27 protein-coding genes are annotated in these 25,647 nt (G+C 69.2%); 13 read left to right on the top strand and 14 right to left on the bottom strand.

The genetic code is table 11. The features are described 5' to 3' along the window. Positions 1 to 22: 22 nt before the first annotated feature. Positions 23 to 1,453: a DUF222 domain-containing protein gene (locus AB0M47_RS21840; RefSeq protein WP_363416562.1), complete on the bottom strand. Its 1,431-nt coding sequence runs from the start codon at positions 1,451 to 1,453 to the stop codon at positions 23 to 25. Positions 1,454 to 1,583: 130 nt separating this feature from the next. Between AB0M47_RS21840 and AB0M47_RS21845 the strand changes: the two genes are divergently transcribed. Further along, the gene (locus AB0M47_RS21845; RefSeq protein WP_363416565.1) at positions 1,584 to 2,066 is read left to right on the top strand and encodes an 8-oxo-dGTP diphosphatase; all 483 of its coding nucleotides are present in this window, start codon (positions 1,584 to 1,586) and stop codon (positions 2,064 to 2,066) included. 30 nt (positions 2,067 to 2,096) lie between these two features. On the opposite strand, the gene AB0M47_RS21850 is transcribed toward AB0M47_RS21845, so the two are convergent. Further along, the gene (locus AB0M47_RS21850) at positions 2,097 to 2,588 is read right to left on the bottom strand and encodes a GNAT family N-acetyltransferase (RefSeq protein ID WP_363416568.1); all 492 of its coding nucleotides are present in this window, start codon (positions 2,586 to 2,588) and stop codon (positions 2,097 to 2,099) included. A gap of 41 nt (positions 2,589 to 2,629) precedes the next feature. On the opposite strand from AB0M47_RS21850, the gene AB0M47_RS21855 reads away from it, so the two are divergent. The 6 genes from AB0M47_RS21855 to AB0M47_RS21880 are packed head-to-tail and all read left to right on the top strand — an operon-like array spanning position 2,630 to position 8,138. Then, entirely contained in the window at positions 2,630 to 3,271 is a 642-nt protein-coding gene (locus tag AB0M47_RS21855; protein ID WP_363416571.1) for a class I SAM-dependent methyltransferase, read from the top strand. Between the two features lie 53 nt (positions 3,272 to 3,324). Continuing rightward, positions 3,325 to 4,077: a trypsin-like peptidase domain-containing protein gene (locus tag AB0M47_RS21860; protein ID WP_363416574.1), complete on the top strand. Its 753-nt coding sequence runs from the start codon at positions 3,325 to 3,327 to the stop codon at positions 4,075 to 4,077. A 23-nt stretch (positions 4,078 to 4,100) separates the two neighbouring features. Then, the gene (locus AB0M47_RS21865) at positions 4,101 to 5,093 is read left to right on the top strand and encodes a MoxR family ATPase (RefSeq protein WP_253762532.1); all 993 of its coding nucleotides are present in this window, start codon (positions 4,101 to 4,103) and stop codon (positions 5,091 to 5,093) included. Positions 5,094 to 5,095: 2 nt separating this feature from the next. Further along, entirely contained in the window at positions 5,096 to 5,980 is an 885-nt protein-coding gene (locus tag AB0M47_RS21870; protein WP_363416577.1) for a DUF58 domain-containing protein, read from the top strand. Next, positions 5,977 to 6,996 (top strand): VWA domain-containing protein, encoded by a 1,020-nt coding sequence (locus tag AB0M47_RS21875; protein ID WP_363416580.1) that lies wholly within the window; start codon positions 5,977 to 5,979, stop codon positions 6,994 to 6,996. Before AB0M47_RS21870 ends, AB0M47_RS21875 begins: the two co-directional genes overlap by 4 nt. Continuing rightward, positions 6,996 to 8,138 (top strand): VWA domain-containing protein, encoded by a 1,143-nt coding sequence (locus AB0M47_RS21880; RefSeq protein ID WP_363416583.1) that lies wholly within the window; start codon positions 6,996 to 6,998, stop codon positions 8,136 to 8,138. Before AB0M47_RS21875 ends, AB0M47_RS21880 begins: the two co-directional genes overlap by 1 nt. Here the strand turns inward: AB0M47_RS21880 and AB0M47_RS21885 are convergent. The 6 genes from AB0M47_RS21885 to AB0M47_RS21910 form a co-directional block, all read right to left on the bottom strand. Then, positions 8,092 to 8,778, bottom strand: coding sequence for an HAD-IA family hydrolase (locus AB0M47_RS21885; RefSeq protein WP_363416586.1), 687 nt, complete (start codon positions 8,776 to 8,778; stop codon positions 8,092 to 8,094). The two genes, AB0M47_RS21880 and AB0M47_RS21885, sit on opposite strands and share 47 nt — an antisense overlap. A 21-nt stretch (positions 8,779 to 8,799) precedes the next feature. Continuing rightward, the gene (locus tag AB0M47_RS21890) at positions 8,800 to 10,059 is read right to left on the bottom strand and encodes an arginine deiminase (RefSeq protein WP_363416589.1); all 1,260 of its coding nucleotides are present in this window, start codon (positions 10,057 to 10,059) and stop codon (positions 8,800 to 8,802) included. 14 nt (positions 10,060 to 10,073) lie between these two features. Then, on the bottom strand, positions 10,074 to 10,229 hold the full coding sequence (locus AB0M47_RS21895) for a hypothetical protein (protein ID WP_363416592.1): 156 nt from the start codon (positions 10,227 to 10,229) through the stop codon (positions 10,074 to 10,076). A 258-nt stretch (positions 10,230 to 10,487) separates the two neighbouring features. After that, on the bottom strand, positions 10,488 to 11,033 hold the full coding sequence (locus AB0M47_RS21900) for a DinB family protein (protein ID WP_363416595.1): 546 nt from the start codon (positions 11,031 to 11,033) through the stop codon (positions 10,488 to 10,490). 56 nt (positions 11,034 to 11,089) lie between these two features. Further along, positions 11,090 to 12,058: a chitosanase gene (locus tag AB0M47_RS21905; protein ID WP_363416598.1), complete on the bottom strand. Its 969-nt coding sequence runs from the start codon at positions 12,056 to 12,058 to the stop codon at positions 11,090 to 11,092. Positions 12,059 to 12,115: 57 nt separating this feature from the next. Beyond that, entirely contained in the window at positions 12,116 to 12,715 is a 600-nt protein-coding gene (locus AB0M47_RS21910; RefSeq protein WP_363416601.1) for a TetR family transcriptional regulator C-terminal domain-containing protein, read from the bottom strand. Between the two features lie 45 nt (positions 12,716 to 12,760). Here AB0M47_RS21910 and AB0M47_RS21915 point away from each other — a divergent pair, with 45 nt between their 5' ends. Further along, positions 12,761 to 13,294: a hypothetical protein gene (locus AB0M47_RS21915; RefSeq protein ID WP_253762541.1), complete on the top strand. Its 534-nt coding sequence runs from the start codon at positions 12,761 to 12,763 to the stop codon at positions 13,292 to 13,294. Here AB0M47_RS21915 and AB0M47_RS21920 read toward each other — a convergent pair. After that, the gene (locus AB0M47_RS21920; protein WP_363416603.1) at positions 13,291 to 13,824 is read right to left on the bottom strand and encodes a hypothetical protein; all 534 of its coding nucleotides are present in this window, start codon (positions 13,822 to 13,824) and stop codon (positions 13,291 to 13,293) included. The two genes, AB0M47_RS21915 and AB0M47_RS21920, sit on opposite strands and share 4 nt — an antisense overlap. Before the next feature lie 139 nt (positions 13,825 to 13,963). Between AB0M47_RS21920 and AB0M47_RS21925 the strand changes: the two genes are divergently transcribed. Beyond that, positions 13,964 to 15,133: a hypothetical protein gene (locus AB0M47_RS21925; protein ID WP_363416605.1), complete on the top strand. Its 1,170-nt coding sequence runs from the start codon at positions 13,964 to 13,966 to the stop codon at positions 15,131 to 15,133. A gap of 69 nt (positions 15,134 to 15,202) precedes the next feature. Then, positions 15,203 to 16,279: an NYN domain-containing protein gene (locus tag AB0M47_RS21930; RefSeq protein WP_363416608.1), complete on the top strand. Its 1,077-nt coding sequence runs from the start codon at positions 15,203 to 15,205 to the stop codon at positions 16,277 to 16,279. Here the strand turns inward: AB0M47_RS21930 and AB0M47_RS21935 are convergent, their stop codons facing one another. Beyond that, on the bottom strand, positions 16,280 to 16,870 hold the full coding sequence (locus AB0M47_RS21935) for a hypothetical protein (RefSeq protein ID WP_363416611.1): 591 nt from the start codon (positions 16,868 to 16,870) through the stop codon (positions 16,280 to 16,282). It lies immediately after the preceding gene. Between the two features lie 75 nt (positions 16,871 to 16,945). On the opposite strand from AB0M47_RS21935, the gene AB0M47_RS21940 reads away from it, so the two are divergent. Further along, positions 16,946 to 17,794 carry a hypothetical protein gene (locus AB0M47_RS21940; RefSeq protein WP_363416613.1) on the top strand — a complete coding sequence of 283 codons (849 nt, stop codon included), beginning with the start codon at positions 16,946 to 16,948 and terminating at the stop codon, positions 17,792 to 17,794. 76 nt (positions 17,795 to 17,870) lie between these two features. Here the strand turns inward: AB0M47_RS21940 and AB0M47_RS21945 are convergent, their stop codons facing one another. The 4 genes from AB0M47_RS21945 to AB0M47_RS21960 are packed head-to-tail and all read right to left on the bottom strand — an operon-like array spanning position 17,871 to position 21,970. Further along, the gene (locus AB0M47_RS21945; protein ID WP_363416615.1) at positions 17,871 to 18,887 is read right to left on the bottom strand and encodes a LacI family DNA-binding transcriptional regulator; all 1,017 of its coding nucleotides are present in this window, start codon (positions 18,885 to 18,887) and stop codon (positions 17,871 to 17,873) included. Continuing rightward, on the bottom strand, positions 18,887 to 19,720 hold the full coding sequence (locus AB0M47_RS21950) for a carbohydrate ABC transporter permease (protein ID WP_363416618.1): 834 nt from the start codon (positions 19,718 to 19,720) through the stop codon (positions 18,887 to 18,889). Before AB0M47_RS21950 ends, AB0M47_RS21945 begins: the two co-directional genes overlap by 1 nt. Further along, a complete protein-coding gene (locus AB0M47_RS21955; protein ID WP_363416621.1) occupies positions 19,720 to 20,646 on the bottom strand; it encodes a sugar ABC transporter permease in 927 nt (308 codons plus the stop codon). Before AB0M47_RS21955 ends, AB0M47_RS21950 begins: the two co-directional genes overlap by 1 nt. Position 20,647: 1 nt before the next feature. Further along, on the bottom strand, positions 20,648 to 21,970 hold the full coding sequence (locus tag AB0M47_RS21960; protein WP_363416624.1) for an extracellular solute-binding protein: 1,323 nt from the start codon (positions 21,968 to 21,970) through the stop codon (positions 20,648 to 20,650). 271 nt (positions 21,971 to 22,241) lie between these two features. Here AB0M47_RS21960 and AB0M47_RS21965 point away from each other — a divergent pair, with 271 nt between their 5' ends. Both AB0M47_RS21965 and AB0M47_RS21970 read left to right on the top strand, forming a co-directional pair. After that, positions 22,242 to 24,173, top strand: a complete 1,932-nt coding sequence (locus AB0M47_RS21965; protein WP_363416627.1) for a beta-galactosidase — start codon at positions 22,242 to 22,244, stop codon at positions 24,171 to 24,173. A 339-nt stretch (positions 24,174 to 24,512) separates the two neighbouring features. Next, entirely contained in the window at positions 24,513 to 25,634 is a 1,122-nt protein-coding gene (locus tag AB0M47_RS21970; protein WP_363416630.1) for a glycosyl hydrolase 53 family protein, read from the top strand. The last annotated feature ends 13 nt before the right edge of the window (positions 25,635 to 25,647 follow it).

Consider the following 25,647-nt stretch of genomic DNA (forward strand, 5'->3'; position numbering starts at 1 on the left):
GGGGCGCATCCTGCACTGCCAATCAGCATCGCCGGTGGAGGGTGTTGCGGACTGCTCTACGGAGCGGGTCGACGAAGGCCGGCGGGAGGAATTCGGGGAAGCCGTCTGGTCTGATGCGGACTTCCCAGTGCCCGTGGTGGATCTCGCGATGGTGAAAGCCACATAGCAGGACGCTGTTGGCGAGGCAGGTGCCTCCGCCGTCTGCCCATGATCGGATGTGATGTCCGTGGCACCACTGGGGCGGCCGTTCGCAGCCGGGGAACGCGCATCCCTTGTCCCGCAACACCAGCGCGCGGCGCAACGGCCGGTCGATCAGCCGCCGGGCGCGGCCGACGTCGAGTACTTGGCCATCGCCACCGAGCACCGCAGGGATGATCATCGCGTCGCAGGCCAGACGTCGCACGGTCTCCAGGGTGACCAAGTCGCCGGTGTCGAGCAAGCCCGCGCCGACCTTGGCTCGGAGGGCGTCCCAGGGCAGAGTGATCGTCAGGTGCGGCTTCTCGCCGCCGTTGTCGGGAAGCTCGCCGGCGTTCATGATCCGCTGGCACACCTCGACGAGGGCGTCGGCGCGGCGGGCGCCGGCCGAGCGCAGGTCCGGCTCACCCGGCAACGCCCGAACCTCAGCGCGATCGCCGTCTACCGCATCCGCACCGCGTCCCGCGTGAATGCATTCCCTATCAGCGTCCATGCCGCCAGCGCCGGCACGCCTGCCGCGGCTTGCATCACCGCAGGCTGCATCGCCGCAATCGTCGATCGCGGCGGCGGCTGTCGGTGCGGGTTTACGAGGTCCGGACAGCGGATCCAGCGCCGTGCGCACGATCGCGGCTGCTTCGGCGTCGAGCACGCCGCGGATGCGGTATTCGCCTTCGCCGTGGGGGATGAGGGTGAAGTCGCGGCGGTCGTAGGCGGAGCGTTCGGCGCGTTCCAGATCCTTGCGAAGCTTGTCCTCGGCGATCTCCGGCGCGACCGTCTCCAGGATCTGCCGCTGATGCCTCTCCAGCATCTCCGGCAGCAGCCGGTCGTCGGTGGCGAGCTTGGTCAGCACCTCGGCGGCTTTCGCCTTGCCCAGCTCACCCACCCCGGAGGGCAGATCGTGCACGGTCTTGGCGATCACCCGCGCCTGGTCGACGGTCACGCGTCCGTCCGCCAGGGCCGCTTCGACCACCGGCACCGCGGGCAGCATTCCGGCCAGCTTCGTCCACGCCTGCGCGTCGCGGTAGCGCATCGCCAGCAGATACGACAGCCAGTTCGCCGTGCCGGTCGCGCCCGCGTTGTGCGGGATGTCCCGGCTGTCGGCCGCGCCGATCAACGTCAGGAACCGGCCCGACAGGGCTTGAATCGTCACGTGAACCCGGCGGACCTCGTCGGTGATCTCGGCGTCCGAAAGTGTCCACAGGGGACCGGCTGCCAGCTCGGACACACCTGCCTCCACCTGCGCCAACACCCCGTTCACAGAGTCAACGTTAGAACAGTCGTCCGACACCTTCCAGGGGGTCAAGGTCACGAAAATGTGCCACGATCATCGATCAATCCATAAAGGATGATCGGCTGCCGGTCGACCGAGGGGATGAGATACTGCCGCGATGATCGCACCCGTCCTGCAGACCGCCGTGTACGTGCTGTCAGACGATCGGAGGCGCGTGCTGCTCATGCGCCGCGACAAGGATGAGCAGGACGTTCACTTCGGCAAGTACCTCAGCCTCGGAGGTCACGTCGAGCCTGATGAGGATGTGCTTTCCTGTGCGCGCAGGGAGGTCCAAGAGGAGTCTGGACTGAGCATCACTGACGTGACACTTCGGGGAACGGTGCTGTGGACCGGGTTCGGCCGCGACCGCGCCAACGTCCTCTGCTTCATCTTCCGTGCCGATGCCTTCAGGGGCACCGCCCACGACGGCAACGAAGAAGGCACGCTCGAGTGGGTCCCGGTGAATGACCTGGCCAGCCTCCCCCTGTGGGACAGCGACCACCTCTGGCTACCCATGGTCTTCGACCAGCACGACTCGCCGTTCCATGGCGTGATGCCGTATGACGGCTACCAGATGCTCTCCTGGTCCTTCCAGCGCTGATCGGACGCGATCAGCAGCTCGCCGCAGACGTTAGAGGGCGACCTCCATCCACACGTCCTGGGGCAGGTCGGGGTGGTCGGGATCGGTGGTGCGGCCGATCTCCCGGAACCCGTGTGCGCGGTAGAACGCCGCCGCCCGGTCGTTGCCGTCCAGGTATTCCAGGCGCAGCCGATCCGCTCCCTGGCCGCGCAGTCGCTCGAACACCGCCGCCATGAGGGCCGAGCCCACACCGGAGCGCTGCGTCTCGGGCAGCACGTACAGCTTCCACAACACCGGTACGCCGTCCTTCTCGCCCAGACCGGCCATGCCGACGATCCGGTCGTCGATCTCGGCGGCCAGGACGTTGCCGGCCGCGATGCCGCGAGCGGTGGCCTCGACCGACCACCAGTTGGCCAGCGCCCACCGCACGTAGTCGGGGCCGGTCAGCGGCGTGTAGGTGGGCGGCCACGCGGCGAGGCCGACCGCGCGGACATCGTCCGTGTCGGCGAGGCCGGCGGGGCGTACGACGATTGCGGAGATCATCCGGACATCATGGTGTCGGACCAGATCACTAGGCTCACCGGGTGACGTTTCTGGAGAGCACCCGCGCTGCCTACGACACCATGGCCCCGGCGTACGCCGAGCAGTTCCACGAGGGGCTCGACGGCATCCCGGTCGAACGAGCGCTACTGGGCGCCTTCGCCGATCTCGTCCGGTCCGCCGGGTCCGGGCCGGTCGCCGACGTCGGCTGCGGCACCGGCACAGGGACGGCGGACCTGCGTAAACTCGGGCTCGAGGTGTTCGGGGTGGATCTGTCGCCCGGGATGCTCGCCTTGGCGCGCGAGCGCTTTCCGGAGGTGTCGTTCACCGAGGCGTCGATGACGGCGCTGCCGATCGCGGACGGGGCGCTGGCCGGCCTGTCGGCCCAGTACTCGATCATCCACATTCCCGACGAGGCGTTGCCCGTCGTGCTCGCCGAGTTCCACCGGGTGCTGCGGCCCGGCGGTGAGCTGCTGTTGTTTTTCATGGATCGCGACGAACACGTGCTGCGGACCGAGGCGTTCGGCCTCACCTTCGCGTTGAACTACTACTTCCGGTCGCCGGAGGTGATGACCGAAGCGTTGGAGCGCAACGGTTTCGACGTGCACGTCACGGTGCGCCGCAAGACGCAGGCAGGGGAGAACATCCCCCGTGGAATGATCATCGCCCGTAAATCGCCGTTGTAATTGGCAAAGCTGCCTCCTACCGGGCTTTGAGGTCGCCGATCTAGTCTCGAAGGATGCGAGGGCGACTCGGAAGAGCGCTGCCGGCTGCGATCCTGGTCGTTGCGCTGGTGGGAACCGCCGTGTTCGCGTACCGGTGGGGAGCGGGCGACCGGGACGAGACGCCGGTGGCCCGGCCGTCGGCGTCACCGAGCGCGACCGCTCCGCCGACGGTCAGTGAGGTCTACACGGCGCTGGCGCCGTCGGTCGTCTCGATCACCTCGGTCTCCAAGACGGAGAGCGCCTCGGGCACCGGCGTCATCGTGAACGCCGACGGCAACATCCTGACCGCGCTGCACGTGGTCGACGGCGCGACCACCATCCAGGTCGTCTTCGCCGACGGCACCCAGGCGAAAGCGCAGGTCGCCGCGTCCGACGCCGCCACCGACATCGCCGTGCTCCTGCCGGACCAGCTGCCGTCGGTGGTGGTGCCGGCGGTGCTCGGCGGCGGTGCGGCGGTCGGGGACGACGTCATCGCCATCGGCAACCCGCTCGGGCTGACCCTGAGCACCACCACCGGCGTGGTCTCGGGGCTGAACCGGTCGCTGACCCGCGCGGGCAAGGCCGACCTGAAGGGGCTCATCCAGTTCGACGCGGCGGTCAACCCCGGCAGCTCCGGCGGCCCGCTGCTCAACGCGGCCGGGCAGGTCGTCGGCGTGGTCGTCGCGCTGGCCAACCCGACCAAGGACGGCACCTTCATCGGCATCGGCTTCGCGGTGCCGATCGGCACCGCCGTCGGCGCCGGCGGCGAGCGGCCACCCCAGATCTAGCAGTTCCACGGCAGGAGGAAGCTTTGCAGCCCAACGGTTCCGCAGCGCCCGGCTCGACCCTGGTCGAACAGGTCTTCTACGAGGTCAAGAAGACCATCGTGGGTCAGGACGTCCTGCTGGAGCGGCTCGTGGTCGCGCTGCTGGCCCGCGGGCACATCCTGGTCGAGGGCGTGCCCGGGTTGGCGAAGACCCTGGCGGTCAAGTCGCTGGCCGAGGCGATCGGCGGCCAGTTCCACCGCGTCCAGTTCACCCCGGACCTGGTCCCGGCCGACATCGTCGGCACGCGGATCTACCACCAGCACAGCGGCGAGTTCCAGGTGTCGCTCGGCCCGGTCTTCACCAACCTGCTGCTCGCCGACGAGATCAACCGGGCGCCGGCGAAGGTGCAGAGCGCGTTGCTGGAGGTCATGCAGGAACGCCAGGTCACCATCGGGCGTGAGACGCATCGTGTGCCCGAGCCGTTCCTGGTCATGGCGACGCAGAACCCGATCGAGTCCGACGGCACCTATCCGCTGCCGGAGGCGCAGGTCGACCGGTTCATGATGAAGGTGCTGGTCGGCTATCCGAGCGCGACCGAGGAGTTCGTCGTCGTCGAGCGTGCGCTCAAGGCCGCGGCCGCGATCCAGGCGATCATCGACCCGGCTCGGCTGGTGGCGTTGCAGCAGCAGGTCGACCAGGTCTACGTCGACCCGGCCCTGATCGAGTACGCGGTGCGCCTGACCACCGCGACGCGTACGCCCGCGCTGGTCGGGCTCGACAAGCTGAGCCGCTACGTGACCTACGGGGCGAGCCCGCGTGCCTCGATCAACCTGGTGCTGGCCGCTCGCGCGCTGGCGTTCCTGCGCGGTCGCGACTACGCCGTGCCGCAGGACCTCACCGACCTGGCCCTGGACATCCTGCGCCACCGGCTGGTGCTGTCCTACGAGGCGCTGGCCGACGAGGTGAGCGCCGACGCGATCCTCACCGAGGTGCTGCTGGCGCTGCCGGTGCCCGACATCGCGATGCAGGCCCGGTAGCCATGAGCCTGGCCTCCGACCGGTTGCTGCGACGCCTGGAATGGCAGGTGGTCCGCAAGCTCGACGGGCGGCTGCAGGGCGCCAATCGCACGGTCTGGCACGGCGCCGGGATCGACTTCACCGACCTGCGGACCTACACGCCCGAGGACGACGTCCGGCACATCGACTGGAACGTCACGGCCCGGATGGACGAGACGTTCGTCCGGCAGTACACCGAGGAACGCGACCTCACCGCCTGGCTGGTCCTGGACCGGTCCGCCTCGATGCGCGGCGGGGTCGGCCCCGGCAAGGACGCGGTCCTCGGCGACCTCGCGATCTGCCTGGCCCGGCTGCTGTCGCAGAACGGCAACCGGGTGGGCGCGGTGTTCTACGACAACCACTTCCAGCACGTCATCCACCCCAAGACCGGGCGTACGCAGGCGCTGCGCATCGCCCATGAACTGGCTCGGACCGACGCCGGCCCGGCCCGGGGCACCACGACCGACCTGGCGGGGATGCTGCGTACCGTGGCCGGCGCCGCCCGGCGACGCAGCCTGGTCTTCGTACTGTCCGACTTCATCGGCGAGGCGGGCTGGGAGCGAGCGCTCGGCCAACTGGCGTACCGGCACGAAGTGGTCGTGGTGCGCCTGGTCGACCCGGCCGAGCTGGACCTGCCCGACGTGGGCCTGGTCGTGGTCGAGGACGCCGAGACGGGCGAGCAGATCCTCGTCGACACCAGCGATCCGCTGCTGCGCCGGCGGCTGGCCGCCGAGGTGGACGCGCGCGAGTCGGCGCTGACCGAGGCGATGCGGCAGGCCCGGGTCACCGCCCATCGGATCACGACCGACGCCGACCTGCTGCGGGCGCTGGTGGAGATGGTTCAGGACTCGCATCGGAGACGCCCATGACGGTGATGTACCCGCTTCTCGCGGTGGTCGCGGTGCTGCTCGCGGCGGCCGCGATCACCGCGTACGTGGTGCTGCTGCGCCGCCGGTCCGCCGCGCTGCGGGCGGCCGGACTCGACCTGGCGGCCTTCTCCGGCCCGGCCGGTCGCCGGCGTCATCTGCCGTACGCGCTGTTCCTGGCGGCGTTGCCGTTGCTGTTGTTGGCCCTGGCCCGGCCGGCGGCCGAGGTCAACGTGCCGCGCGTGTCCGGCACGGTCATCCTGGTCCTCGACGTGTCGCAGAGCATGACCGCCGACGACGTGAAACCGAACCGGCTGTCGGCCGCCAAGACCGCCGCGGCCGGGTTCGTCGCCGCCCAACCGAGCACCGTGGACATGGGTGTCGTCGTGTTCGGCCAGGACGGGCTGGCCACCCAGGCCCCGACGGCCGACCACGACGCGGTGCTGTCGGCCATCGACCGGGCCTCGGCCGCCGGTGGCACCTCGTTGCGGCAGGCCATCCTCGTCGCGCTGACGGCGATCGTGGGTAAGCCGGTCGCCCTGCCCGCCGACGGCCAGGCCCCGGACCTCGGCTACTGGGGGTCGGCGACGATCGTCCTGTTCTCCGACGGTGAGGACACCTCGGGCGGGGGTGGCGGCGGCGGGGGCGGAGCCGGCGGCGGCGGCGGCGGCGGCAGCGGCGGCGTGCAGACCGCGGCCGACCTGGCCGCCACGGCGGGCGTACGCATCGAGACCGTCGGCATCGGCACCGCGCAGGGCACCACCGTCAAGGCGGACGGCTACCAGGTCGCGACCGCGCTGCGGGAGGACGTGCTGACCGACCTCGCCGCGACCACCGGCGGCTCGTACCACCCCGCCTCCGACGCCGACCAGATCAACCAGATCCACCGCTCCATCGACCTGCGCATCACCACCCGCCCGGAGACCGTCGAACTGACCGGCGTCCTGGCCGTCGCAGCACTGGTCCTGCTCACCGCGGGCGGCCTGTTGATGATCAGCTGGCACGGAAGGATCGTCTGATGTCGCTCAGCTGGCCGTGGGCGCTGGCCGCCCTCCTCGTCGTCCCGCTGCTGCTGGCGGCCCGCTGGTGGGCCAACCGGCGGCGACGCCGCTACGCGGTACGCGTCTCCAGCCTCGCGTTGATCCGGGCGGCCGTGCCCGGGCGCACGTCGTGGCGGCGGCGCATCCCGGTGATCCTGTTCTCGGCGGCACTGGTGTTCCTGGCCATCGGGGCGGCGCGCCCGCAAGCCTCGGTACGCGTACCGGCCAACGCCACGTCGATCCTGCTCGCGATCGACGTCTCCCGGTCGATGTGCTCCACCGACGTGCAGCCGAACCGGATCACCGCCGCGCAGGCGGCCGCCCGCGAGTTCATCAAGGCCGAGGGCGGCGAGACGAAGATCGGCCTGGTCACCTTCTCCGGCATCGCCGCCATGCTGGTCGAGCCGACGACCGATCAGGACAAGCTGCTGAAAGCGATCGACGGGCTGCGTACCGGCCGGGGCACCGCGATCGGGCAGGCGATCCTGACATCGATCGACGCGATCGCCGAGACCAATCCGGCCGTGCCGCCGACCGGGGTGACCGCCACCGAGGAGGCCTCGCCCGCGCCCTCCGGCGCCCCGGCCGAATACCAGGCCGACACCATCGTCGTGCTGACCGACGGAGCCAACACCCAGGGCGTCGAACCGGTGACCGCCGCCGAGCAGGCGTCCGCGCGCGGACTGCGGGTCTACACGATCGGCTTCGGCACGACCCAGCCCGCGCCGATGGTGTGCACGGCCGACCAGATCAGCGACGGCTCCGCCTTCGGCAGCGACGGCGGCCGGTTCGGCGGCGGTTTCGGGGGCGGGTTCGGCGGCGGCCGCGTTCAGCAGATCGACGAGGACACCCTGGAGAAGGTCGCCGAGATCACCGGCGGCGAGTACTTCCGGGCCGAGGACGCCGAGCAGTTGCAGGACGTCCTGACCGACCTGCCGAGCAACTTCGTCGGGCAGCTGAAGAAAGTCGAGATCAGCGTGTGGTTCGTCCTGCTCGGTACGCTGCTCGCCGTCGCCGCGGTGGTGCTGTCCCTGCGGTGGAACCGGTCGCTGAGCGTCCCGGCGTCGGTCGCCGCTAAGCCGCCGGCTGGACCAGCGGCAGGAGCTGATCGATCCCCGTGACCCAGTCGACCGGGCACGGCCGCTCCGGCGGCGTACGCAGCACGGCCCGGCCCTGGTAACCCAGGGCGAGCGCCGCCTCGACCAGGTCGGGCGCGTCGTCGACGAACAGGCACTGTCCGGGCGCCAAGCCGAGGGCGTCGCTGGCGTGCCGGTACATCCGGGGATCGGGCTTGTGGCAGCCGACCAGCGCCGAGATGGCGTACGCCTCGAAGAAACCGCCCAGTCCCAGCGCCTGATGTAGCTCGGGCAGTTCCGGCCAGGCGTCGGAGACGACCGCCATCCGGACTCCGCGTTCACGCAGCGTACGCAGAGTCGGCAGCACTTCGGGGAAGACTTCCAGGATGGACTCCGGGGGCACCGGCCGTCGCAGATCGGCCAGCAGTTCCGGGGTTCCGGTGATGCCGAGGTGGCTCAGGATGGCCCGGTGGAAGTCGTCGTAGTCGGGCGTGGCGGCATCGGCGGCCGCCGCCATGAACACGTCGCCGGCCGCGATCGCTCCGGCCAGGTCCTCGTCGCTGAGCGCGGGGAAGTGTTCGCGCAGGATGTCCTCGAAGTCGGCGCGCGGGTTCCATCGGCCGCCCTTGGGCTGCATCAGGACGCCGCCGGAGTCGAACAGCACGGCCTGCGGTCTGCTGGGCATCCGGCGAGAATAGCCGGGTCTTCAGAACTCCACGGGGTCGCGGACGATCGGGCAGGTCATGCAGTGGCCGCCGCCGCGGCCCCGGCCCAGTTCCGCGCCGACGATGGTGATGACCTCGATGCCGGCCTTCCGCAGGAGCGTGTTCGTCTGCGTGTTGCGGTCGTAGGTGACCACCACCCCGGGTTCCAGCGCGACGGCGTTGTTGCCGCTGTCCCACTGCTGGCGCTCCGAGGCGTACACGTCGCCGCCCGTCTCGATGACGCGGAGCTTGGGCAGGCCGAGCGACTCGGCCACGACCTCGACGAACGGCCGATCGCCGTGGTCGACGACCTTGACGCGCGGCGTCTTGTCCGTGGGCCGCAGCGAGAACGTGTGGATGGACTCCACGATCTTGCGGTAGAGGGTGACCACGTCCCGGTCGGCGAAGGTGAACACCGTGTCCAGGTGCATCGCGGCGCGCAGCTTCGGCATTCCGGCCACCACCACGTGGTCGGCCGCGCCGTTCTCGAACAGCGACGCTGCGACCTGAGTGATCGCCTGGCGGGAGGTGCGCTCGCTCATGCCCATGAGCACGACGCCGTTGCCGACCGGCATGATGTCGCCGCCCTCGAAGGTGGCCTGCGCCCAGGACTGCTCGGGATCGCCCCACCAGACCTTCGATCCGACGTAGTCGGGGTGGAAGGAGTAGATGGCCTTCATGAGCATGGTCTCGTCGTGGCGGGCCGGCCAGTACAGCGGGTTCATGGTCAGACCGCCGTAGAGCCAGCACGTCGTGTCGCGCGTGTAGAGAGTGTTGGGCAGCGGCGGCATGAGGTACTCGTGGATGCCGGCCGACTCGCGGACCAGGGCCAGGTAGGGGGAGCGGAACGCGTCCGGCAGATCGGCGGCGGCCAGCCCGCCGATCAGGTGCTCGGACAGCTTCGCCGGATCCAGGCTGTCCAGGTACGCCCGCGTCGGCTCGACCAGCCCGAGGCCCACCTCGTCAGGGGTGATCTTCCGGTCCAGCAGCCAGGTCCTGGCGTCCCCGATCGCCATCGTCTCGGCGAGCAGGTCGTGCAGCTCCACGACGTCGATGCCGCGCGCGACCATCTTGTTGACGAAGTCGAGGTGATCCCGCTGCGCGTTCTCCACCCACATGACGTCGTCGAACAGCAGATCGTCGCTGTTGGTCGGGGTCAGCCGCCGATGGGCCAGACCCGGCCGGCAGACCAGCACCTTGCGCAGCTTGCCGGCTTCGGAGTGCACACCGTACGCGGCGGCGGGCTTGCCCGACTCAGTCATCGCGACCTCCTGCTCTAGAGACTGATCCAGCCGGCCGCGAGCGCCACGATGCCCAGCACCGCACCCGCGATCGAGACCGCCAACAGGAACAGCGTGTACACAGTGGCCAGTGCGGCGATCAGGATCTGCCCGCCGGGCCCGCGTCTTCGGTCGGCGTCCCAGCCCGGCATCACCTTGAGCGCGTACGCCGCCGCCAGCAGGAACGGGATCAGCGTGAGCGCGCTGGTGAGGTCGAGGGCGAAGGTGAACGATCGAGCCCACGACCATCGAGGCCATGGTCCAGAACGTCAGCTTCACCGACGCCGGCGCGCTGGCAGCCGCCGGCTTCGTCTCGACCTGCACGCGTACGGGCCCCTTCCGCTGCCCGTGACTCTACTGTCGAGATCTAGCCTTTGGTCCGTATTCGTGCAATTTGGGGGAACCGGGGACTACTGTCCGACCCGGCCGTCGATGCGCTCGCGGAGCAGGTCGGCGTGACCCATGTGGCGGGCGTACTCCTCGATCATGTGCACCAGGATGTCGCGCAGCTCGTCGCCCTTGGCCCCGGCGAAGTCCATGCCCGGTGCGGCGGCGACGTACTGCTCGGCGAACTCGACCTCGCCCCGCCAGGTCTCCCACGCCTCCCGGACGACCTCGGGATCGCCGACCGCGCCGTTGAAGTCCTCGTCGCGATCGTCGCCGGACCGGTACAGCCGCGGCCCGTCGTAGCCGTCCATGTGGATGCGGAACCAGTAGTGCTCGACGCTCGCCAGATGCCGGATCAAGCCCAGCAGGGACATCGTCGAGGGTTCGACCGACCGCCGGGCGAGCTGCTCCGCGTCCAGGCCGGCGCACTTGAGCACCAGCGTCTTGCGGTAGTCGTCGAGATAGCCGACCAGCACCGCCCGCTCACCGCGATAGCCCTGCTGGCTACGCGGATCGTCCTCGGGCGCCACGAACATGTTGGACCAGCCGAACTGCCGCTCTTCCGTCATGGGCCCAGCCTTGGCGGTGGGGCGGGCGCGCCGCAACCGAATTAGCTGCGAGCGTATTAGCTGATCGTGTACGAGTCGCCGTAGACGGACCAGCGCAGCGGTGTGGCCAGGGTGAAGTTGCGGGCCTTGAGGAACACGCGCTGCTCGGTGTCGACCCGGTCGGTGTTCTCGTGAGCCGCCTCGGTCAGCATCGCCGCCTTCCGGGCGTCCAGGAACGCCGTCAGATACGCGTACTCGTCGCCGCCCTGGGCGGGTGTCTTGGCCTTGCGCATGGCCGCGGCGCGGATGCCCCCGAAGCTCACCGGGTCGCTGCCGGGGCCGTGCATGACGAGGGCGTCGTAGTAGATGAACTGCCCGAGCGCCCGCAGCCCGTCGGCCTTGCCCTGGCGGACCGCCGGCGTGAAGTAGACCCGGTCCCGTTCGTCGTTCTGCGCCTGCTGGAACGCGCTGTCCTTGGCCGCGGTCGCCCAGTCCGCCGGGTAGCCGGGATCGAGACCGGCGTGCGAGTCCGAGCCGTCGACCGCGCGGAGCGCGGGCAGGTACTTCGCCAGCACGTTGCCGGGCTTGCGCTTCGTGTACAGCTCCACCAGTTCCAGCATGTCGTGGGTGCCCGAGCAGAAGCCGATGATCCCGCCGGTGTAGCCGCGGCCGTCGTCAATGTCCTCGATGTACTTGTACTGGGCCTTCCAGTTCAGCGAGGAGTTCTCGGCGCTGGAGACCAGCTTCATCGCGATCTCCTTCTTGGCCGGGCTGTCCAAATTGGTCACCGTGCTGCTCGTCGCCTTCGTGGGGCTCGGCGTCGCCGTCGGGCTGACGCTGCTGGTCGCGTTCGGGGTGGCTGCGGGACTCGTGCTGGGCGAGGCCGTCACCGGCTCGCTCCCGCTGGGGGTCGAGGTGCCCTCGACCGCGGCGGACGCGATGCCCGGGGTAGGCGCGGCCAGCTTCACCAGCACGACCACGAGCAGTGCCAGGACCGCGACGCCCGCGGCTCCAGCCAGCCAGAAACGGCGGACGGTGCGATTCACGCGCGCCAATTTACGGCATGCGCCAGGTCTGTCCAACCGCCGGCCACGTCGCGCCGATCACCCCGCGTCCTGCCCAGTCACTTCCGACAGGTACGCGTCGAGCTGTGCCACCATCTCGTCGGCGGTGAGGTGGCCGGCCAGGGCATGCACGGTGAGCCCGTCGACCACCGCGTGCATCCGGCGGGCCAGCGTCGACACGTCCTGCGTCGTCGGCGCGAGCGCCTGGTACGCGGCGAGCCCTTCGATCATCTGGACGCACAGCTCGTACATCGAGGTGAAATGCCGTCGCTGTACCCGGGCCAGTTCGGGGTCGCCGAGGCCCAGCGCCAGGAACGAGAAGGCGATCGAAGCCTCCGTACGCCGCCGTTCGTCGACCGGCATCGTCTCCAGCAGGATCGCCCGCACCGCGCGTACCGGGTCGGTGGGCGGCGGCAGTGCCCGGATGCGCTCGGTCACCTGGTCGATGACCTGCTCGCAGGCGAAGGCCAGCAACTCGCCTCGGGTCGCGAAGTAGTGGCGCAGGGCGCCGGTCGACCAGCCCGCGGCGGCGGCCACGGTCCGGATCGACACCTCGTCGACGCCGTGCTCGGCGATCACCTGCCAGACGGCGGCGGCCAGCTCCCGGCGGCGCTGCTCGTGATCCACGATTTTGGGCACTGAGCTATTATGACACGGTCGTGTTAAAAAACGGGGGAGGGTGCCGTGATTCCGCTGATCATCGCGTGCGAGGTCGGCTTCTGGGTCCTGCTGCTGGCCGGGCTCGCCGCGCGCTATCTGCTCAAGGCCAAGACGCTCAGCACAGTGCTGCTGATCTGCGTACCGCTGGTGGACCTCGTGCTGCTGGCGGCGTCGGTCATCGACCTGCGGGGCGGGGGCACCGCCACCGTCGCGCACGGGCTGGCGGCCATCTACATCGGGGTGTCGGTCGCCTTCGGCGGCCAGCTGGTGCGCTGGGCCGACCAGCGGTTCGCCCACCGGTTCGCGGGCGGGCCGGCTCCCGTACGCCCGCCGAAGCACGGCCCGGCGCACGCCGCCTACGAACGCCGGCAGTGGCTGCGCCACCTGCTGGCGTACGCGATCGCCGTCGCCGTCATGGGGCTGTTCACCCTGCTCGTCGGCGACGTCGAGCGGGTGCTGCCGATGTGGGGGCCGATGGGCGGGTGGGGTGTCGTCGTGATCGTCGACTTCCTCATCTCGTTCAGCTACACGCTGGCGCCCCGCAAGGCCAAGTCCTAATCGCACTCCTGCCCGGCCGCGTCCTGAAACTCCTCGGCGCTCAGCAGACTGCTCGCATAGCGATCGTCGCCCTGATACGTCTTGGTCAGGATCGGCCGGGCCGGGTCGGCCGCCCGCACCTCGGCCAGGGTGAACGGGAAGCTGCGTACGCGATGCTCGCCGGACTCGTCCCAGGCGCGTACCTCGTAGCCGCCGTCGTCGCTGCCGTCTGTCAACGCGGCCGGGATCGTGCCCTCGGACTTCCACTGCGAACCCGGCTCGGCGAGCGTCACCTCCAGGAAGTCCCCCTCGGGGGCGTCACCGGTGCGCTCCAGCCGAAGCAGTGGATCGCCGACACCACCGCCGGACTTGGCCGGATACAGAATGATCGTCCGCGGTACGCCGAACGCCGCACACCAGCTCAGCACCGCTACGAGCCGTCCCGTGCCGTCGAGGCGTACGCCCCCGACGCCGTCGACCGCCGGGCTGCAGCCCGTCAGGCCAGTCAATGTCAGCACCGCTATCGAGATCGACATCCATCCCCGTCGCATGACCTGATGGTAGGTCCGATGAACGGACCGACCATACGGCGATTCGGACGATCCGCGGACAAGCTGATTGACAGCGCACGTCGTGGTCCTCACCCTGGGCGAACACTTCGCATTTCTTGATCGGGGGATCACCGCGGAAATGGCCTACTCTCGCCGTTCGCGCGCCGTCGTCGCAGTGGCGTTCGCCGCCGTCTTTCTCTGGCTCGCGCCGCGCGTCGCCGCGAGCAGCGACGATGAGAGCCACGTCGTCAGCGGCGTGCTGTTCGTCAACGACGTGAGCCGCAAGCCGATCCTGGGCCTGAGCCCGCTGATCGGCGGTGCCGACATCGACCTGCGTCGCCTGGCCCACCACCGCGTCAGCCTGCAGGCCGTCATCGCCGCCGGTCAGAAGCCCGGCAGTGTCGCCTTCACGATGCTGGGGTCCAAAGGCACCAGCTACGCGCGGATCGAGTCGCAGGCCCCGTTCTTCCTGTGCGGAGACTATGTGGACTGCCCGCTGCTGGCCACGCCCGATGTCTACACGGTGACCGTCCAGGCGTACAGCGGCGAGGACGCGACGGGTACGCCGATCGGCGCCGAGTTCTCGGTCCGGTTCACGGTCTCGGAGGACGAGGCGGCGGCCGCCGACCAGACGATCGACGTGCTGTTCGTCGGCAACAGCCTGATCGGCACCGCGACCAGGGCCACCGGCGAGGACACCCCCGAACTGATGCGCCACTTCGCGACCAGCGCGGGCCGGTCGGTGAACATCACCAAGGTCATCCACTTCGGCTACAGCCTGCGGCACACCTGGAACGACGGTCTGGCCGCGACCGCGCTCGACGGCACGAGGCAGTACGACTTCATCGTGCTCCAGGAATTGAGCACACTGGTCGCCACCAACCTGCCGGCCGCCCGAGACACCCTGCTCAAGCTGTACGCGCCGACGTTCCAGCGGGCGCTGAAACCGGGCGGCCGGGTGGTCCTGTTCAAGAACTGGGCGCTGACCAACCCGTCGCCGTTCCGCTCCCGGACCGCGGCGAAGGCCGCGATCGATGCGAACTACGCCGCGCTGTCCGCCGCCCTGGCCACGCCGAATCTGCTCGCCCCGATCGGCGACGAATTCGAGAAGATCATCGCCGCCGAAGGTCCGTCCTACCTGATCGTCCCCGACGGCAAGCACCCCAACGACAACGCCGTCTACCTCGACGCCGCCACCCTGTTCGGGATTCTGCTCGGGCAGTCGCCGCGCGACCTTCCCGCGCTGTACCTGCCCGCCGACGTCGCGGCATACCTTCGCGGCGTGGCCGCCACGGCGATCGGTTACTGACGGTTCCGTGGGTTGCCCGGCTCGACCTGGTACAAAGGGTTTCTGGCCGGCGATTCTTCTGGAGCTGATGTGGATCAAGAAGAGCGCATCGCGCTGTTCCTCGATTACGAGAACCTGGCGATCGGCGCCCGCGACCATCTCGGCGGCATGGCCTTCGACCTCAAACCGGTCGCCGACGCGCTGGCCGAGCGAGGGCGCGTCGTCGTGCGCCGGGCGTACGCGGACTGGTCCTACTTCGACGAGGACCGGCGGCGGCTGACCCGGCAGCACGTCGAGCTGATCGACATCCCGCAGCGCATGGGCGCCTCCCGCAAGAACTCGGCCGACATCAAGATGGCCGTCGACGCGATGGAGCTGGCCTTCGAACGGGACTACATCTCGACGTTCGTGTTCTGCACCGGCGACAGCGACTTCACCCCGCTCGTGCACAAACTGCGCGAACTCAACAAACGTGTGATCGGTGTCGGCGTCGAGAAGACCACCTCGGCGCTGCTGCCCCCGGCCTGCGACGAGTTCCTGTTCTACGACCGGCTCGAAGGCGTGGAGGTGCCGACCCGCCCGGCGCCGCAACCGGCGAAGGCCGCCGAACCGCCCAAGCCCGCGCAACCAGTGGAACCGGTCGAGCCGGAGCCCGCCGAGCCGGAACCCGCCACCCGGGACATCGACTCCCTGTCGGTGCAGGTCGCCCAGACCGTCGCGGGTCTGCAGCGCAGCAGCGGCGGCTCGGTCACCGCCTCCACGCTCAAGCGCACGCTGCTCCGCAAGGATCCGACCTTCAACGAGGCCGACTACGGCTTCCGGGCGTTCGGCGAACTGCTGCGATTCCTGGCCCAGCACGACATCATCGAGCTGACCGACGGGCCGGCGAAGGGCGACCCGGAGGTGTCGCTGCCCGAGCACGGCGACCGCGAAGAAGCGTTCGGCCTGCTCCGGACGGTCGTCGCCGAACTGTCCCGCAGCGGTGGCGCAGTGGCCCTGTCCGGGCTGAAGAACCAGCTGCGGCGCGTACGCCCGGAGTTCAGCGAGAAGAAGCTCGGCTACCGCAGCTTCCTCCAGTTCTGTCAGGCCGCCGCGACGAGCGGAGTCATCGACCTGAACTGGAACCCCGACGTCGGCGACTACCAACTCAGCACGCCGACTCGCTGACTACGCGACGATGCCCCGGCCCTGCGTACGCGGGTCGCGCGCGAACAGGGCGTCCCACCAGCGCACCCCGCCGTCGATGAAGTCCTGCAACGGAATCTCGCCGCCGTCGGGGTCGGTGACGCGCAGCGAGTCGAACCAGATGCGCAGGTCGAGATGCTGCAGAATCCTGCCCGCTTCCTGGAACAGGTCGAGGACGTGGCGGCCCGGCGGCTCGGCCAGGTTCACGTCGAGACTGAGCCGATCGCGCCAGGACGCCCAGCTCCGTTCGGGCGGGTCGACGAACTCGCAGCCGTAGATGGGATGCCCGCTGACACGGTCGACCGTTTCAGGCAGTTGCGCCAGCTGCAGCGTTTCGACAGACGCGGTGCGGTCGTACCACATACCGTTGCGAAGCGACGCCGCGACACGGCTGACACCGTCGAGGACCAAGGTGGCGAGCGCGTGCTCCGGTGACGGGCCGACTTCTGGGAGAGTGAGCACGTCGAAGGTCGTCGTCACACGACCCGCGTCGGCGTCCACGGTCAGTCCGAGCCACGTCGCTTCGTTCAGGGCGCGATTGAGCCCGTCCCGCTGGTCGTCCGTCAAAGTCACCGCGCCAGGCTACCGGTGCTCAGTCCGCGGAAATCCGCGTGACCGCCGATACGCGACGATCTAGCGTATCCGGGCGTGGAGGAGACGCAGCTGTGGCAGGTCCGGGATCTGATCCTGGACCTGCGTGACCGGGGCGAGCCGGGCTTCGGTGCCGAGGTGCTGCTGCCCTGGCTGGCGGAGCATCCTGAGGTCACGACCGAACTCCGGGAGATCGGGCGGCCCGACAGTCACCGGCGCAAGGTCACCGACGACGTCACCTTCGGGCTGTACGCGGTGTCGCGCTTGGCGGAGATCCTCATCGCGCCGCATCAACCGGTCGACGACGACCCGGCGCTGCAGAACTGGACCACTGGCGAGCCCTGGTGGATCGGGCCGCTGCCGTCTCCAACGGCCTGGGCGGAGTTCCTGCCAGCCGCCGGAGCGGTGGAGATCGCCGAGGACGCGTTCCACCCGTTCTTCCACGAGGTCGTCAGCGTCCTACCGGCTGACGACCCGGACGAGCCACCGACGCTGGTCGACCAGCTGTGGCCGGGCGCCTTCCTCGGCGCGATGGTCCTGGTTCGAGCCGGTGTCACGGTACGCGCCGGAGCCAACCACCTCGACCCCGTCATCGCCACGAAATCCTGCCTCTACTGGGCGTGGTGGCGGCGGCACCGGCTCGCCCGCGACCTGTCGCACGGCTGGGGAAGCAACTCACAGTGGGGCACCGACTTCCGCCGCGACTACCTCGTCGGCGACGAGCTGCACTACAACGTCGACCTGCGCCTGAACCCGCAGATGAGCAGGACCGCGGACGTCAGCGATCTGTCCCCCGAGGATCGCCGTGAACTGCTGCGATGGCGGCACTCCCGAACGATCGACCTCGGCGACGACGAATGGCCCTACTACGACTGGTTCGTCGAGCCGCGCCGCCCGGCGGCGTAGCGATCAGATCACGGTTATGCAGCCCAAAACTGCCAAAGATCGCATGCATATCCGTGATCTGCCGCTAAAGGTGGGGCTAGGCGGATTCGCGGACGATCAGTTCGGTCGGCAGGACGACGGAGTCGACCGTCTCCGAACCGTCGATCAGTTCGAGCAGGAGGCGTACGGTCTCCTCGGCGACCTGTTCCAGCGGCTGGCGCATGGTGGTCAGCAGCGGATGCGTCGACATCGCCACCGACGAGTCGTCGAACCCGGCGACCGCGACATCCTCCGGTACGCGGCGGCCCGCGGCCCGCAGCGCCGCGAGGGCGCCCGCCGCCATCAGGTCGTTGCCGACGAAGACGGCGTCGAGGTCGGGCGAGCGGGCCAGCAGTTCGGTCATGGCGAGTTCACCGCTGCGGCGGGTCCAGTCGCCGTACGCGATGAGCTTCTTGGTGGCCTTGCGCCCGAGGACGTCACAGAACCCTTCGAGCCGCAGCAGCCCGCCGGGGGTGTCGAGCGGGCCGGTGATGGTGGCGATCCGGCGGCGGCCGGAGTCGGCGAGGTACTGCGTCATCCGCTGGGCGCCGCCGCGGTCGTCGGCCGCCGCGAACGGCACCTGGTGCCGGCCGCCGGGGATCTCGCCGCAGGTCACCGCCGGGATGTGCTGGCGGCTCAGCTCGTCGAGCAGCGGATCGCCCGAGTGCGTCGTCACCAGCAGTACGCCGTCGCAGTGCCCGCCGCGCACGTAGCGCACCACCCGGTCCCGGTCGCCGTCGTTGCCGGACAGCATCATGACCAGCGAGATGTCCCGTTCGGCGAGGCGGCGCATCGCGACCCGCATGAGCGTGCTGTAGTTCGGGTCCTCGAACAGTTTCTCCTGCGGCTCGGACAGCACCATCAGCACCGAGCCGGTCTGCCGGGTGACCAGGCTGCGGGCGGCCCGGTTGACGACGTAGCCGGTCTCGGCGACCGCTCGCTGCACGGCGGCCAGCGCGGCGGCGCTGACGTACGCGTCGCCGTTGATCGCCCGCGACACGGTGCCGCGGGAGACTCCGGCGACGCGGGCCACGTCGTGGATGGTGGGACGGGAGACGCGTGGGCTCACGTGCATCAGCCTTTCACAGCTCCGCTCGTGAGGTCGGTACGCCAGTAGCGTTGCATGGTCAGGAACAGCGCGATGAGCGGAATGATCGAGATGAGCGCGCCGGTGATGACCAGGGTGTAGAGGGCGGGCTGGTTGGCGCCGGTGGCCAGCCAGGTGTAGAGGCCGACGGTCAGCGGGAACTTCCGGTCGTCGGCCAGCATGATGAACGGCAGCAGGAAGTTGTTCCAGATGGCGACGAACTGGAACAGGAAGATCGTCACCAGGCCGGGCACCATCATCGGCAGCGCGATCCGGTTGAGCAGCCGGAATTCGCCCGCTCCGTCGATCCGGGCCGCCTCGATCATCGAGTCGGGGATCGCCGCGCCGGCGTACACGCGAGCCAGGTAGATGCTGTAGGGATGCAGGATGCCCGGTAGCAGCACCGACCAGTAGGTGTCGGCCAGCCCGACCTTGGCCAGCAGCAGGTACTGCGGGATCGCCAGCACCACCGAGGGCACCAGGATGCCGCCGATCAGCAGGTTGAAGATGAGGTTCCGGCCCGGGAACCGGAACTTCGCCAGGGTGTACCCGGAGATCGCGCTGACCATGGTGGACAGCAGCGCGCCGACCCCGGCGTACAAGGCGGTGTTGAGGGTCCAGCGCCAGAAGATGCCGTCGCGGTGGTCGGTCAGCTCGACGAGGTTGTCCCACAGCCCGGTGCCGGGCTGGAAGGCGTTGCTGGAGAACAGTTCCGCGCGTGACTTGCTGGCGGCGATGAGCACCCAGACCACCGGCAGCAGGCTGTAGACCGCGCCGATGAGCAGCAGGACGGTCGGGGTGAGGCCGAAGCGGCGGCGCATCAGGACTCCTCGCTGAAGGCTCGCTTGCGGACGACGCGCAGGAAGCCGAAGGACAACACCAGGGAGATCGCCGCGATCACGATCGACGTCGCGGCGGCCGAGTACAGGTCGAGGTTCTTGAACGCCTGCGTGAAGACCATCATCAGGGGGCTCCAGGTGGAGCTGATGGTGTTCGAGATCGGCCGCAACGTCATCGGTTCGGTGAAGACCTGCGAGGTGGCGATGATGGAGAACACCGTGGTCAGGATCAGCGACGGCACCAGCATCGGCAGCTTGATGCGGGTCGCGATCTGGAACTCGCTCGCGCCGTCCAGCCGGGCGGCCTCGTAATACTCGGGCGAGATCGAGCGCAGGTGGGTGTAGAGGACCAGCATGTTGAACCCGGTGCCGCCCCAGACGGCGATGTTGGCCATCGAGAACATCACGACGCCGGGGTCGAACAGGTTCGCCTGGAGGCCGAACCAGCGCAGCACCGCGTGGATCGGGCTCAGGCTGGGCAGGTACAGGAAACCCCAGAGCAGCGAGGCCACGACGCCCGGCACGGCGTACGGTAGGAAGATCGCGATGCGGGACACCCGCTTGAGCCGCGCGTGGGCGGAGTCGAGTAGTAGCGCGAACAGGACCGCGAGCCCGAGCATCACGGTGAGCACGACGACCCCGTAGCCGAGGACCCGCAGCCAGCCCGCCCAGAATTCGTGGTCGGTCAGCGTGGCCTTGTAGTTGTCGAAGCCGACCGAGACCTCACGACGCGAGCCTTTGCCGAGGCCGAGTCCGCTGACCTTGGTCCCCCGGGTGCCCAGGTAGAGGGTGTACCCGATGGGGACGGCGAAGAACGCGACGAACAGCGCCATCGCCGGAGCGAGGAAGAGGTAGGGCACGGCGCCCGCCCGAAGGCGGGCGCCGGTCCGTGGAGGGCGCGAAGACATGTCAGGAGGCGACCTTGAACCCGGCCTTGGTCATGTCGGCGATCGTCGCCTGCTGCACCGACGTGAGCGCGTCGGTGAACGACGACTTCGCCTGGATGGCCTTGCCGAACGAGTCCTCGTACGCGGTGTACGCGGCGTTGACGTTCGGCCCGAAGGTGAAGCCGCGAGCGCCGGAGGAGATGGCGGCGGCGTCCTTCCAGAAGCTCGCCTGGTTGCTGAAGTAGTCCGGCGGGGTCGTCAGCGACGACTGGCCGGCGCTGGCGGCCGGGTAGACCTGGGCCTGCTTGACGAGCAGGTCGACCGCGGCCGGGTCGGTGTTGAGCCAGGTGAGGAACTTGGCGGCGGCGCTCTTGTGCTTGGAGGAGGCCGAGATCGAGGCGGCCGAGCCGCCCCAGAAGCCGCTGAAGCTCTCGCCGGCGGTCCACTGCGGCAGCGGGGCCATGGCCCACTTGCCCTTGGTGCTCGGCACGTTGCTCGACAGCACGCCCGGCGCCCAGACGGCCGAGCACCAGGTGAGCAGCTTGCCGTTGGTGAACGCGGCGTTCCACTCGTTGGACCACCACGCCTGGGTGTCGACCACGCCGTCCTTCACGAGGCCGCCCCAGAACTCGGCGACCTTCGTGGTGGCGGCGTCGTTGATGCCGACCTTCCAGGAGTCCCCGGCGATCGACCACCACTGGCCGCCGGCCTGCTGCGACAGGCCGGCGAACCAGCCGCCGTCCTTGTTGGAGAAGCCGCCGAAGTAGACCGACTTGTCGGCGGCGTGCACCTTGCGGGCGGCCGCGGCGTACTCGTCCCAGGTCTTGGGGACGGCGACGCCGTACTTCTCCAGCAGGTCGACGCGGTAGAACAGGCCCATGGGGCCGCTGTCCTGCGGCAGGCCGTAGACGGCGTCGGTGCCCAGCGTCACCAGTCCCCAGAGGCCGTCGCTGAACGCCGACTTCGCCCCGCTGACCAGCGACTTGATGTCGGCGACCGCCTCGGCCGCCACGAACGACGGCAGCATCTGGTACTCGGCCTGCATGATGTCGGGCGCGTTGCCGGCCTTCGCGGCGGTCAGGAACTTCGCCGCCGACTCGTTGCCGCCGCCCTGGTTGCTGATCGTGACCTTGATGTTGGGGTTCGCCTTGTTCCAGACCTCGGCGATCTTGTCCATGTTCGGCGCCCAGGTCCAGTAGACGAGCTCGACCGGACCGGTTTCCTCAGGGGTCGCCGTCGTCTTGTCGTCGTCGCTGGAACAGGCGGCTACGCCACCGAGGGCGGCCGCGCCCGCGGCGCCGAGCAGCAGGCCCAGCGCAGAACGGCGGGGGAGTCCGTGGGGCATTGTTCCTCCGGCATGTGAAAAGTCGGGGTGGTGGGGGTTGGGGGATATGCGAAGCCAGATCATGTGTCTGTGAACGTTCACAGGTGCCGAACAGTGTGTGTCATCACTTCGGCCGAGTCAAGCGGACGTTGCAAAGCCGTTAAGTTCGCTGCTCAACCCCTGCACAACGCGAAAGAAAGCTGGGAGTAACCGGACCTGATCTACCGCCGGAACGGCCGGTTCGCTACTGTGCACGTTCACAGAACAGAGTGCTCGACTCGAGGAGGGTGCCGTGACGGCACGTTTTCCGGCACGCCCCGCGGGGATCGCCTACGGCGGCGACTACAACCCGGAGCAGTGGCCCCGTGAGGTGCAGCTGGAGGACGTCGAGCTGATGCGCGAGGCCGGAGTGACCATGGTCAGCGTCGCCATCTTCGCCTGGGCGCTCCTGGAGCCGGAAGAGGGCCGGTACGAGTTCGGCTGGCTCGACGAGATCGTGGATCGGTTGCACGCCAACGGGATCGCCGTCGACCTCGCCACCCCCACGGCGGCCACGCCGGCCTGGTTCGTCCAGGCGTACCCGGACAGCCTGCCGGTCACGCGCGACGGCGTACGCGTGGGATTCGGCGGGCGGGAACACTCGTGCCCCAGCTCGCCCGACTACCGCGCGGCCACCGCCCGCCTCGCGACGGCCCTGGCCGAGCACTACCGCGACCACCCCGCGCTCGTCCTGTGGCACGTGCACAACGAGTACGGCGCTCCGCTCGGCGAGTGCTACTGCCCGGCGAGCGTCCGCGCGTTCCGGACCTGGCTGCGCGCCCGCTACGGAAACCTCGAAGCGCTCAACGACGCCTGGGGGACGATCTTCTGGAGCCAGCGCTACACCGACTGGGAGCAGATCGACGCGCCGCGTCACAACCACACGGCCGTCAATCCCGCGCAGCGCCTGGACTTCGCCCGCTTCACCAGCGACGAGCACCTGGCCTGCTACATCCTCCAGCGCGACATCCTGCACCAGATCACCCCGGACGTTCCGGTGACGACGAACTTCATGACGACCAACTGCAAGTCGATGGACCTCTGGAAGTGGGCGCGCGAGGTCGACGTGGTCTCCAACAACCACTACCTCAACGCCGAAGAGCCGGACAACCACCTCGTCCTGTCGATGTCCGCCGATCTGGCACGCTCCGTCGGCGGCGGCCGGCCGTGGATCATCATGGAACACTCGACCAGCGCGGTGAACTGGCAGCCGCGCAACATCGCCAAAGGCCCCGGCGAACTGCGGCGCAACAGCCTCACACACGTCGCACGCGGCGCCGACGGCGTCATGTTCTTCCAGTGGCGCGCCTCGCGCTTCGGCGCGGAGAAGTTCCACTCCGCGATGGTCCCGCAAGGTGGGACGGGCACACAGGTGTGGCGGGACGTGGTCGCGCTGGGCGGCGAGCTTTCGGCTCTTTCAGCGGTACGCGGAGAGCCGGTCCCGGCCGAGGTAGCCGTCGTCTGGGACTTCGAGTCCTACTGGGCGCTCGAACTGGACTGGCGGCCGTCGGTGGACCTCGCCTTCCGGGAGCGCGTCGACGCGTACTACGCCGAGCTGTGGCGCGAGCACGTCACCGTCGACTTCGTCCACCCCGAGTCCGACCTGTCGGCGTACAAGGTCGTCGTCGCGCCCAGCCTGTATCTGCTCGGCGAGGCCGGGGCCAAGAACCTGCACGCGTACGTCCACGGCGGCGGGACGCTGGTCGTCTCGTACTTCTCCGGGATCGTCGACGAGCACGACACCGTGCCGGTCGGGCCGTATCCGGGCGCGCTGCGCGACACTCTCGGGCTGTGGGTCGAGGAGTTCCACCCGTTGCGGGCGGGGGAGCGGGTGGCCCTCGACGGCGGCGGGGACGGCCGGATCTGGTCCGAGCACGTGCACCTCGCCGGGGCGTCGCAGGTCCGGGCGTTCGCCAGCGGTCCCGACGCCGGCCGTCCGGCCGTGACCCGCAACGCCGTCGGCGACGGGCACGCGTGGTACGTCGCGACCGCCCCGTCGGACCTGCGCGACCTGCTCGGGTCGGTGCTGGACGCAGCCGGCGTGGACGTCCCCGTCGGCCTGCCCGACACCCTGGAGGTCGTCGTACGCGGTTCGCAGCGGTTCCTCGTCAACCACGGATCGGCCGAGGTCACGGCGTACGGGGCGACGGTTCCGGCGGGCGAGGTCGTAGTCGTGCCCGCCTAGCCCCTCCCCGCCCCACCAGCCCTCCCCGCCCCAGCCCTCTCCTCGTCCCCCGTCCTCCCCGCCCCAGGCCCCTCCCCGCCCCCAGCCCCCTCCTCGTCCCCAGCCCTTCCTCGTTGATCATGGAGTTAACTGTTGTCTCGACGGTGTGTCGCGCCCGGAAACTCCATGATCAACGCTCGGCAGTGTTCTGTGAACGTGCACAGGTAAGCCATCGACATTAGTGCAGGTAAATCGGTATTGATTTCTCGGGGTTGGTCCACCACCCTGGTTCCTTGACTGTGAACGTTCACAGAAGCCTCCTGCCCGGGAGGCGTCGCCCGTCCCTGTCGAGGAGTCCACATGCTCCGACCCACTCTCGCTCGCGCGTTCTTCGCCCTCGCGGCCACCGTCGCCGTCGCGGCCGGAACGCTCACCGCCCCGGCCCCAGCCGTGGCAGCCAACACCCTCACGATGCGCGGCGCGGACGTCTCGTCCGTGCAGCGGGCGATCGACCTCGGTGCGCCGTACTACGACGCGTCCGGAGTCGCCCGTGATCCGCTCGACATCCTCAAGGCGCTCGGCGTCAACTACGTCCGGCTGCGCGTCTGGAACAACCCGGCCAGCGGCTACAACAACAAGGCCAAGGTGCTGGCGTACGCGAAGACGGTGAAGGCCAAGGGATTGAGCCTGCTCATCGACTTCCACTACTCCGACACCTGGGCCGACCCGGGCAAGCAGTACAAGCCGGCGGCCTGGGCCAGCCATGGCATCAGCGCGCTGCAGACCGACGTCTACAACTACACCTACGACGTCTGCAACAGCCTCAAAGCGCAGGGCACCACGCCGGACAGCGTCCAGATCGGCAACGAGATCAACGTCGGCATGCTCTGGAACGACGGCAAGGTGGTCAACAACGACTTCACCAACCTGAGCCTGCTGCTGAAGTCCGGCTACAACGCGACCAAGGCGTGCAACAGCGGCACCAAGGTCATCATCCACACCGCCGACGCGGACAGCGACGCCAACATGCGGTGGTTCTACGACGGCATCACCGCCAAGGGCGTCACCTGGGACATCACCGGCCTGTCGTACTACTGCTTCTGGCACGGCTCGCTGGCCAACCTGTACAACGTCATCGTCGACGCCCGTACCCGGTACGGCAAGCCGGTCTCGATCATGGAGACGGCGTACCCGTTCACCGCCGCCAACGCCGACAGCCAGGCGAACGCGGTGTCCAGCTCCACGCCGTGCAGCGGCTACGCGGCGACCTGGGCAGGGCAGGCCACCGAGTTCACCCACGTGCAGAACACCGCCCGGAACGCCGGCGCGATCGGTGTCTTCTACTGGGAGCCGACCTGGTACGCCGTCGCCGGCAACGGCTGGGACCCGGCGAACATCAACGGCACCGGCGACGAGTGGGACAACATGGCCATCTTCAACTGGACCGGCCACATCAACCCCAACGTCATCTGGACCCCCTAACCCCCACCCCCAC

Origin of the sequence: Hamadaea sp. NPDC051192, from assembly GCF_040682475.1 — a bacterium.
In the GTDB taxonomy this organism is placed as follows: domain Bacteria; phylum Actinomycetota; class Actinomycetes; order Mycobacteriales; family Micromonosporaceae; genus Hamadaea; species Hamadaea flava.

Bases quoted from the DNA above. Each gene is read 5' to 3' on its own strand.
- AB0M47_RS21885 (WP_363416586.1), bottom strand. From the start codon at position 8,778: ATGCCCAGCAGACCGCAGGCCGTGCTGTTCGACTCCGGCGGCGTCCTG.
- AB0M47_RS21955 (WP_363416621.1), bottom strand. From the start codon at position 20,646: ATGTCTTCGCGCCCTCCACGGACCGGCGCCCGCCTTCGGGCGGGCGCC.
- AB0M47_RS21845 (WP_363416565.1), top strand. From the start codon at position 1,584: ATGATCGCACCCGTCCTGCAGACCGCCGTGTACGTGCTGTCAGACGAT.
- AB0M47_RS21945 (WP_363416615.1), bottom strand. From the start codon at position 18,887: ATGCACGTGAGCCCACGCGTCTCCCGTCCCACCATCCACGACGTGGCC.
- AB0M47_RS21925 (WP_363416605.1), top strand. From the start codon at position 13,964: ATGGCCTACTCTCGCCGTTCGCGCGCCGTCGTCGCAGTGGCGTTCGCC.
- AB0M47_RS21920 (WP_363416603.1), bottom strand. From the start codon at position 13,824: ATGCGACGGGGATGGATGTCGATCTCGATAGCGGTGCTGACATTGACT.
- AB0M47_RS21895 (WP_363416592.1), bottom strand. From the start codon at position 10,229: ATGCCGGGCTGGGACGCCGACCGAAGACGCGGGCCCGGCGGGCAGATC.
- AB0M47_RS21875 (WP_363416580.1), top strand. From the start codon at position 5,977: ATGACGGTGATGTACCCGCTTCTCGCGGTGGTCGCGGTGCTGCTCGCG.
- AB0M47_RS21900 (WP_363416595.1), bottom strand. From the start codon at position 11,033: ATGACGGAAGAGCGGCAGTTCGGCTGGTCCAACATGTTCGTGGCGCCC.
- AB0M47_RS21890 (WP_363416589.1), bottom strand. From the start codon at position 10,059: ATGACTGAGTCGGGCAAGCCCGCCGCCGCGTACGGTGTGCACTCCGAA.
- AB0M47_RS21850 (WP_363416568.1), bottom strand. From the start codon at position 2,588: ATGATCTCCGCAATCGTCGTACGCCCCGCCGGCCTCGCCGACACGGAC.
- AB0M47_RS21880 (WP_363416583.1), top strand. From the start codon at position 6,996: ATGTCGCTCAGCTGGCCGTGGGCGCTGGCCGCCCTCCTCGTCGTCCCG.
- AB0M47_RS21970 (WP_363416630.1), top strand. From the start codon at position 24,513: ATGCTCCGACCCACTCTCGCTCGCGCGTTCTTCGCCCTCGCGGCCACC.
- AB0M47_RS21870 (WP_363416577.1), top strand. From the start codon at position 5,096: ATGAGCCTGGCCTCCGACCGGTTGCTGCGACGCCTGGAATGGCAGGTG.
- AB0M47_RS21950 (WP_363416618.1), bottom strand. From the start codon at position 19,720: ATGCGCCGCCGCTTCGGCCTCACCCCGACCGTCCTGCTGCTCATCGGC.
- AB0M47_RS21860 (WP_363416574.1), top strand. From the start codon at position 3,325: ATGCGAGGGCGACTCGGAAGAGCGCTGCCGGCTGCGATCCTGGTCGTT.
- AB0M47_RS21960 (WP_363416624.1), bottom strand. From the start codon at position 21,970: ATGCCCCACGGACTCCCCCGCCGTTCTGCGCTGGGCCTGCTGCTCGGC.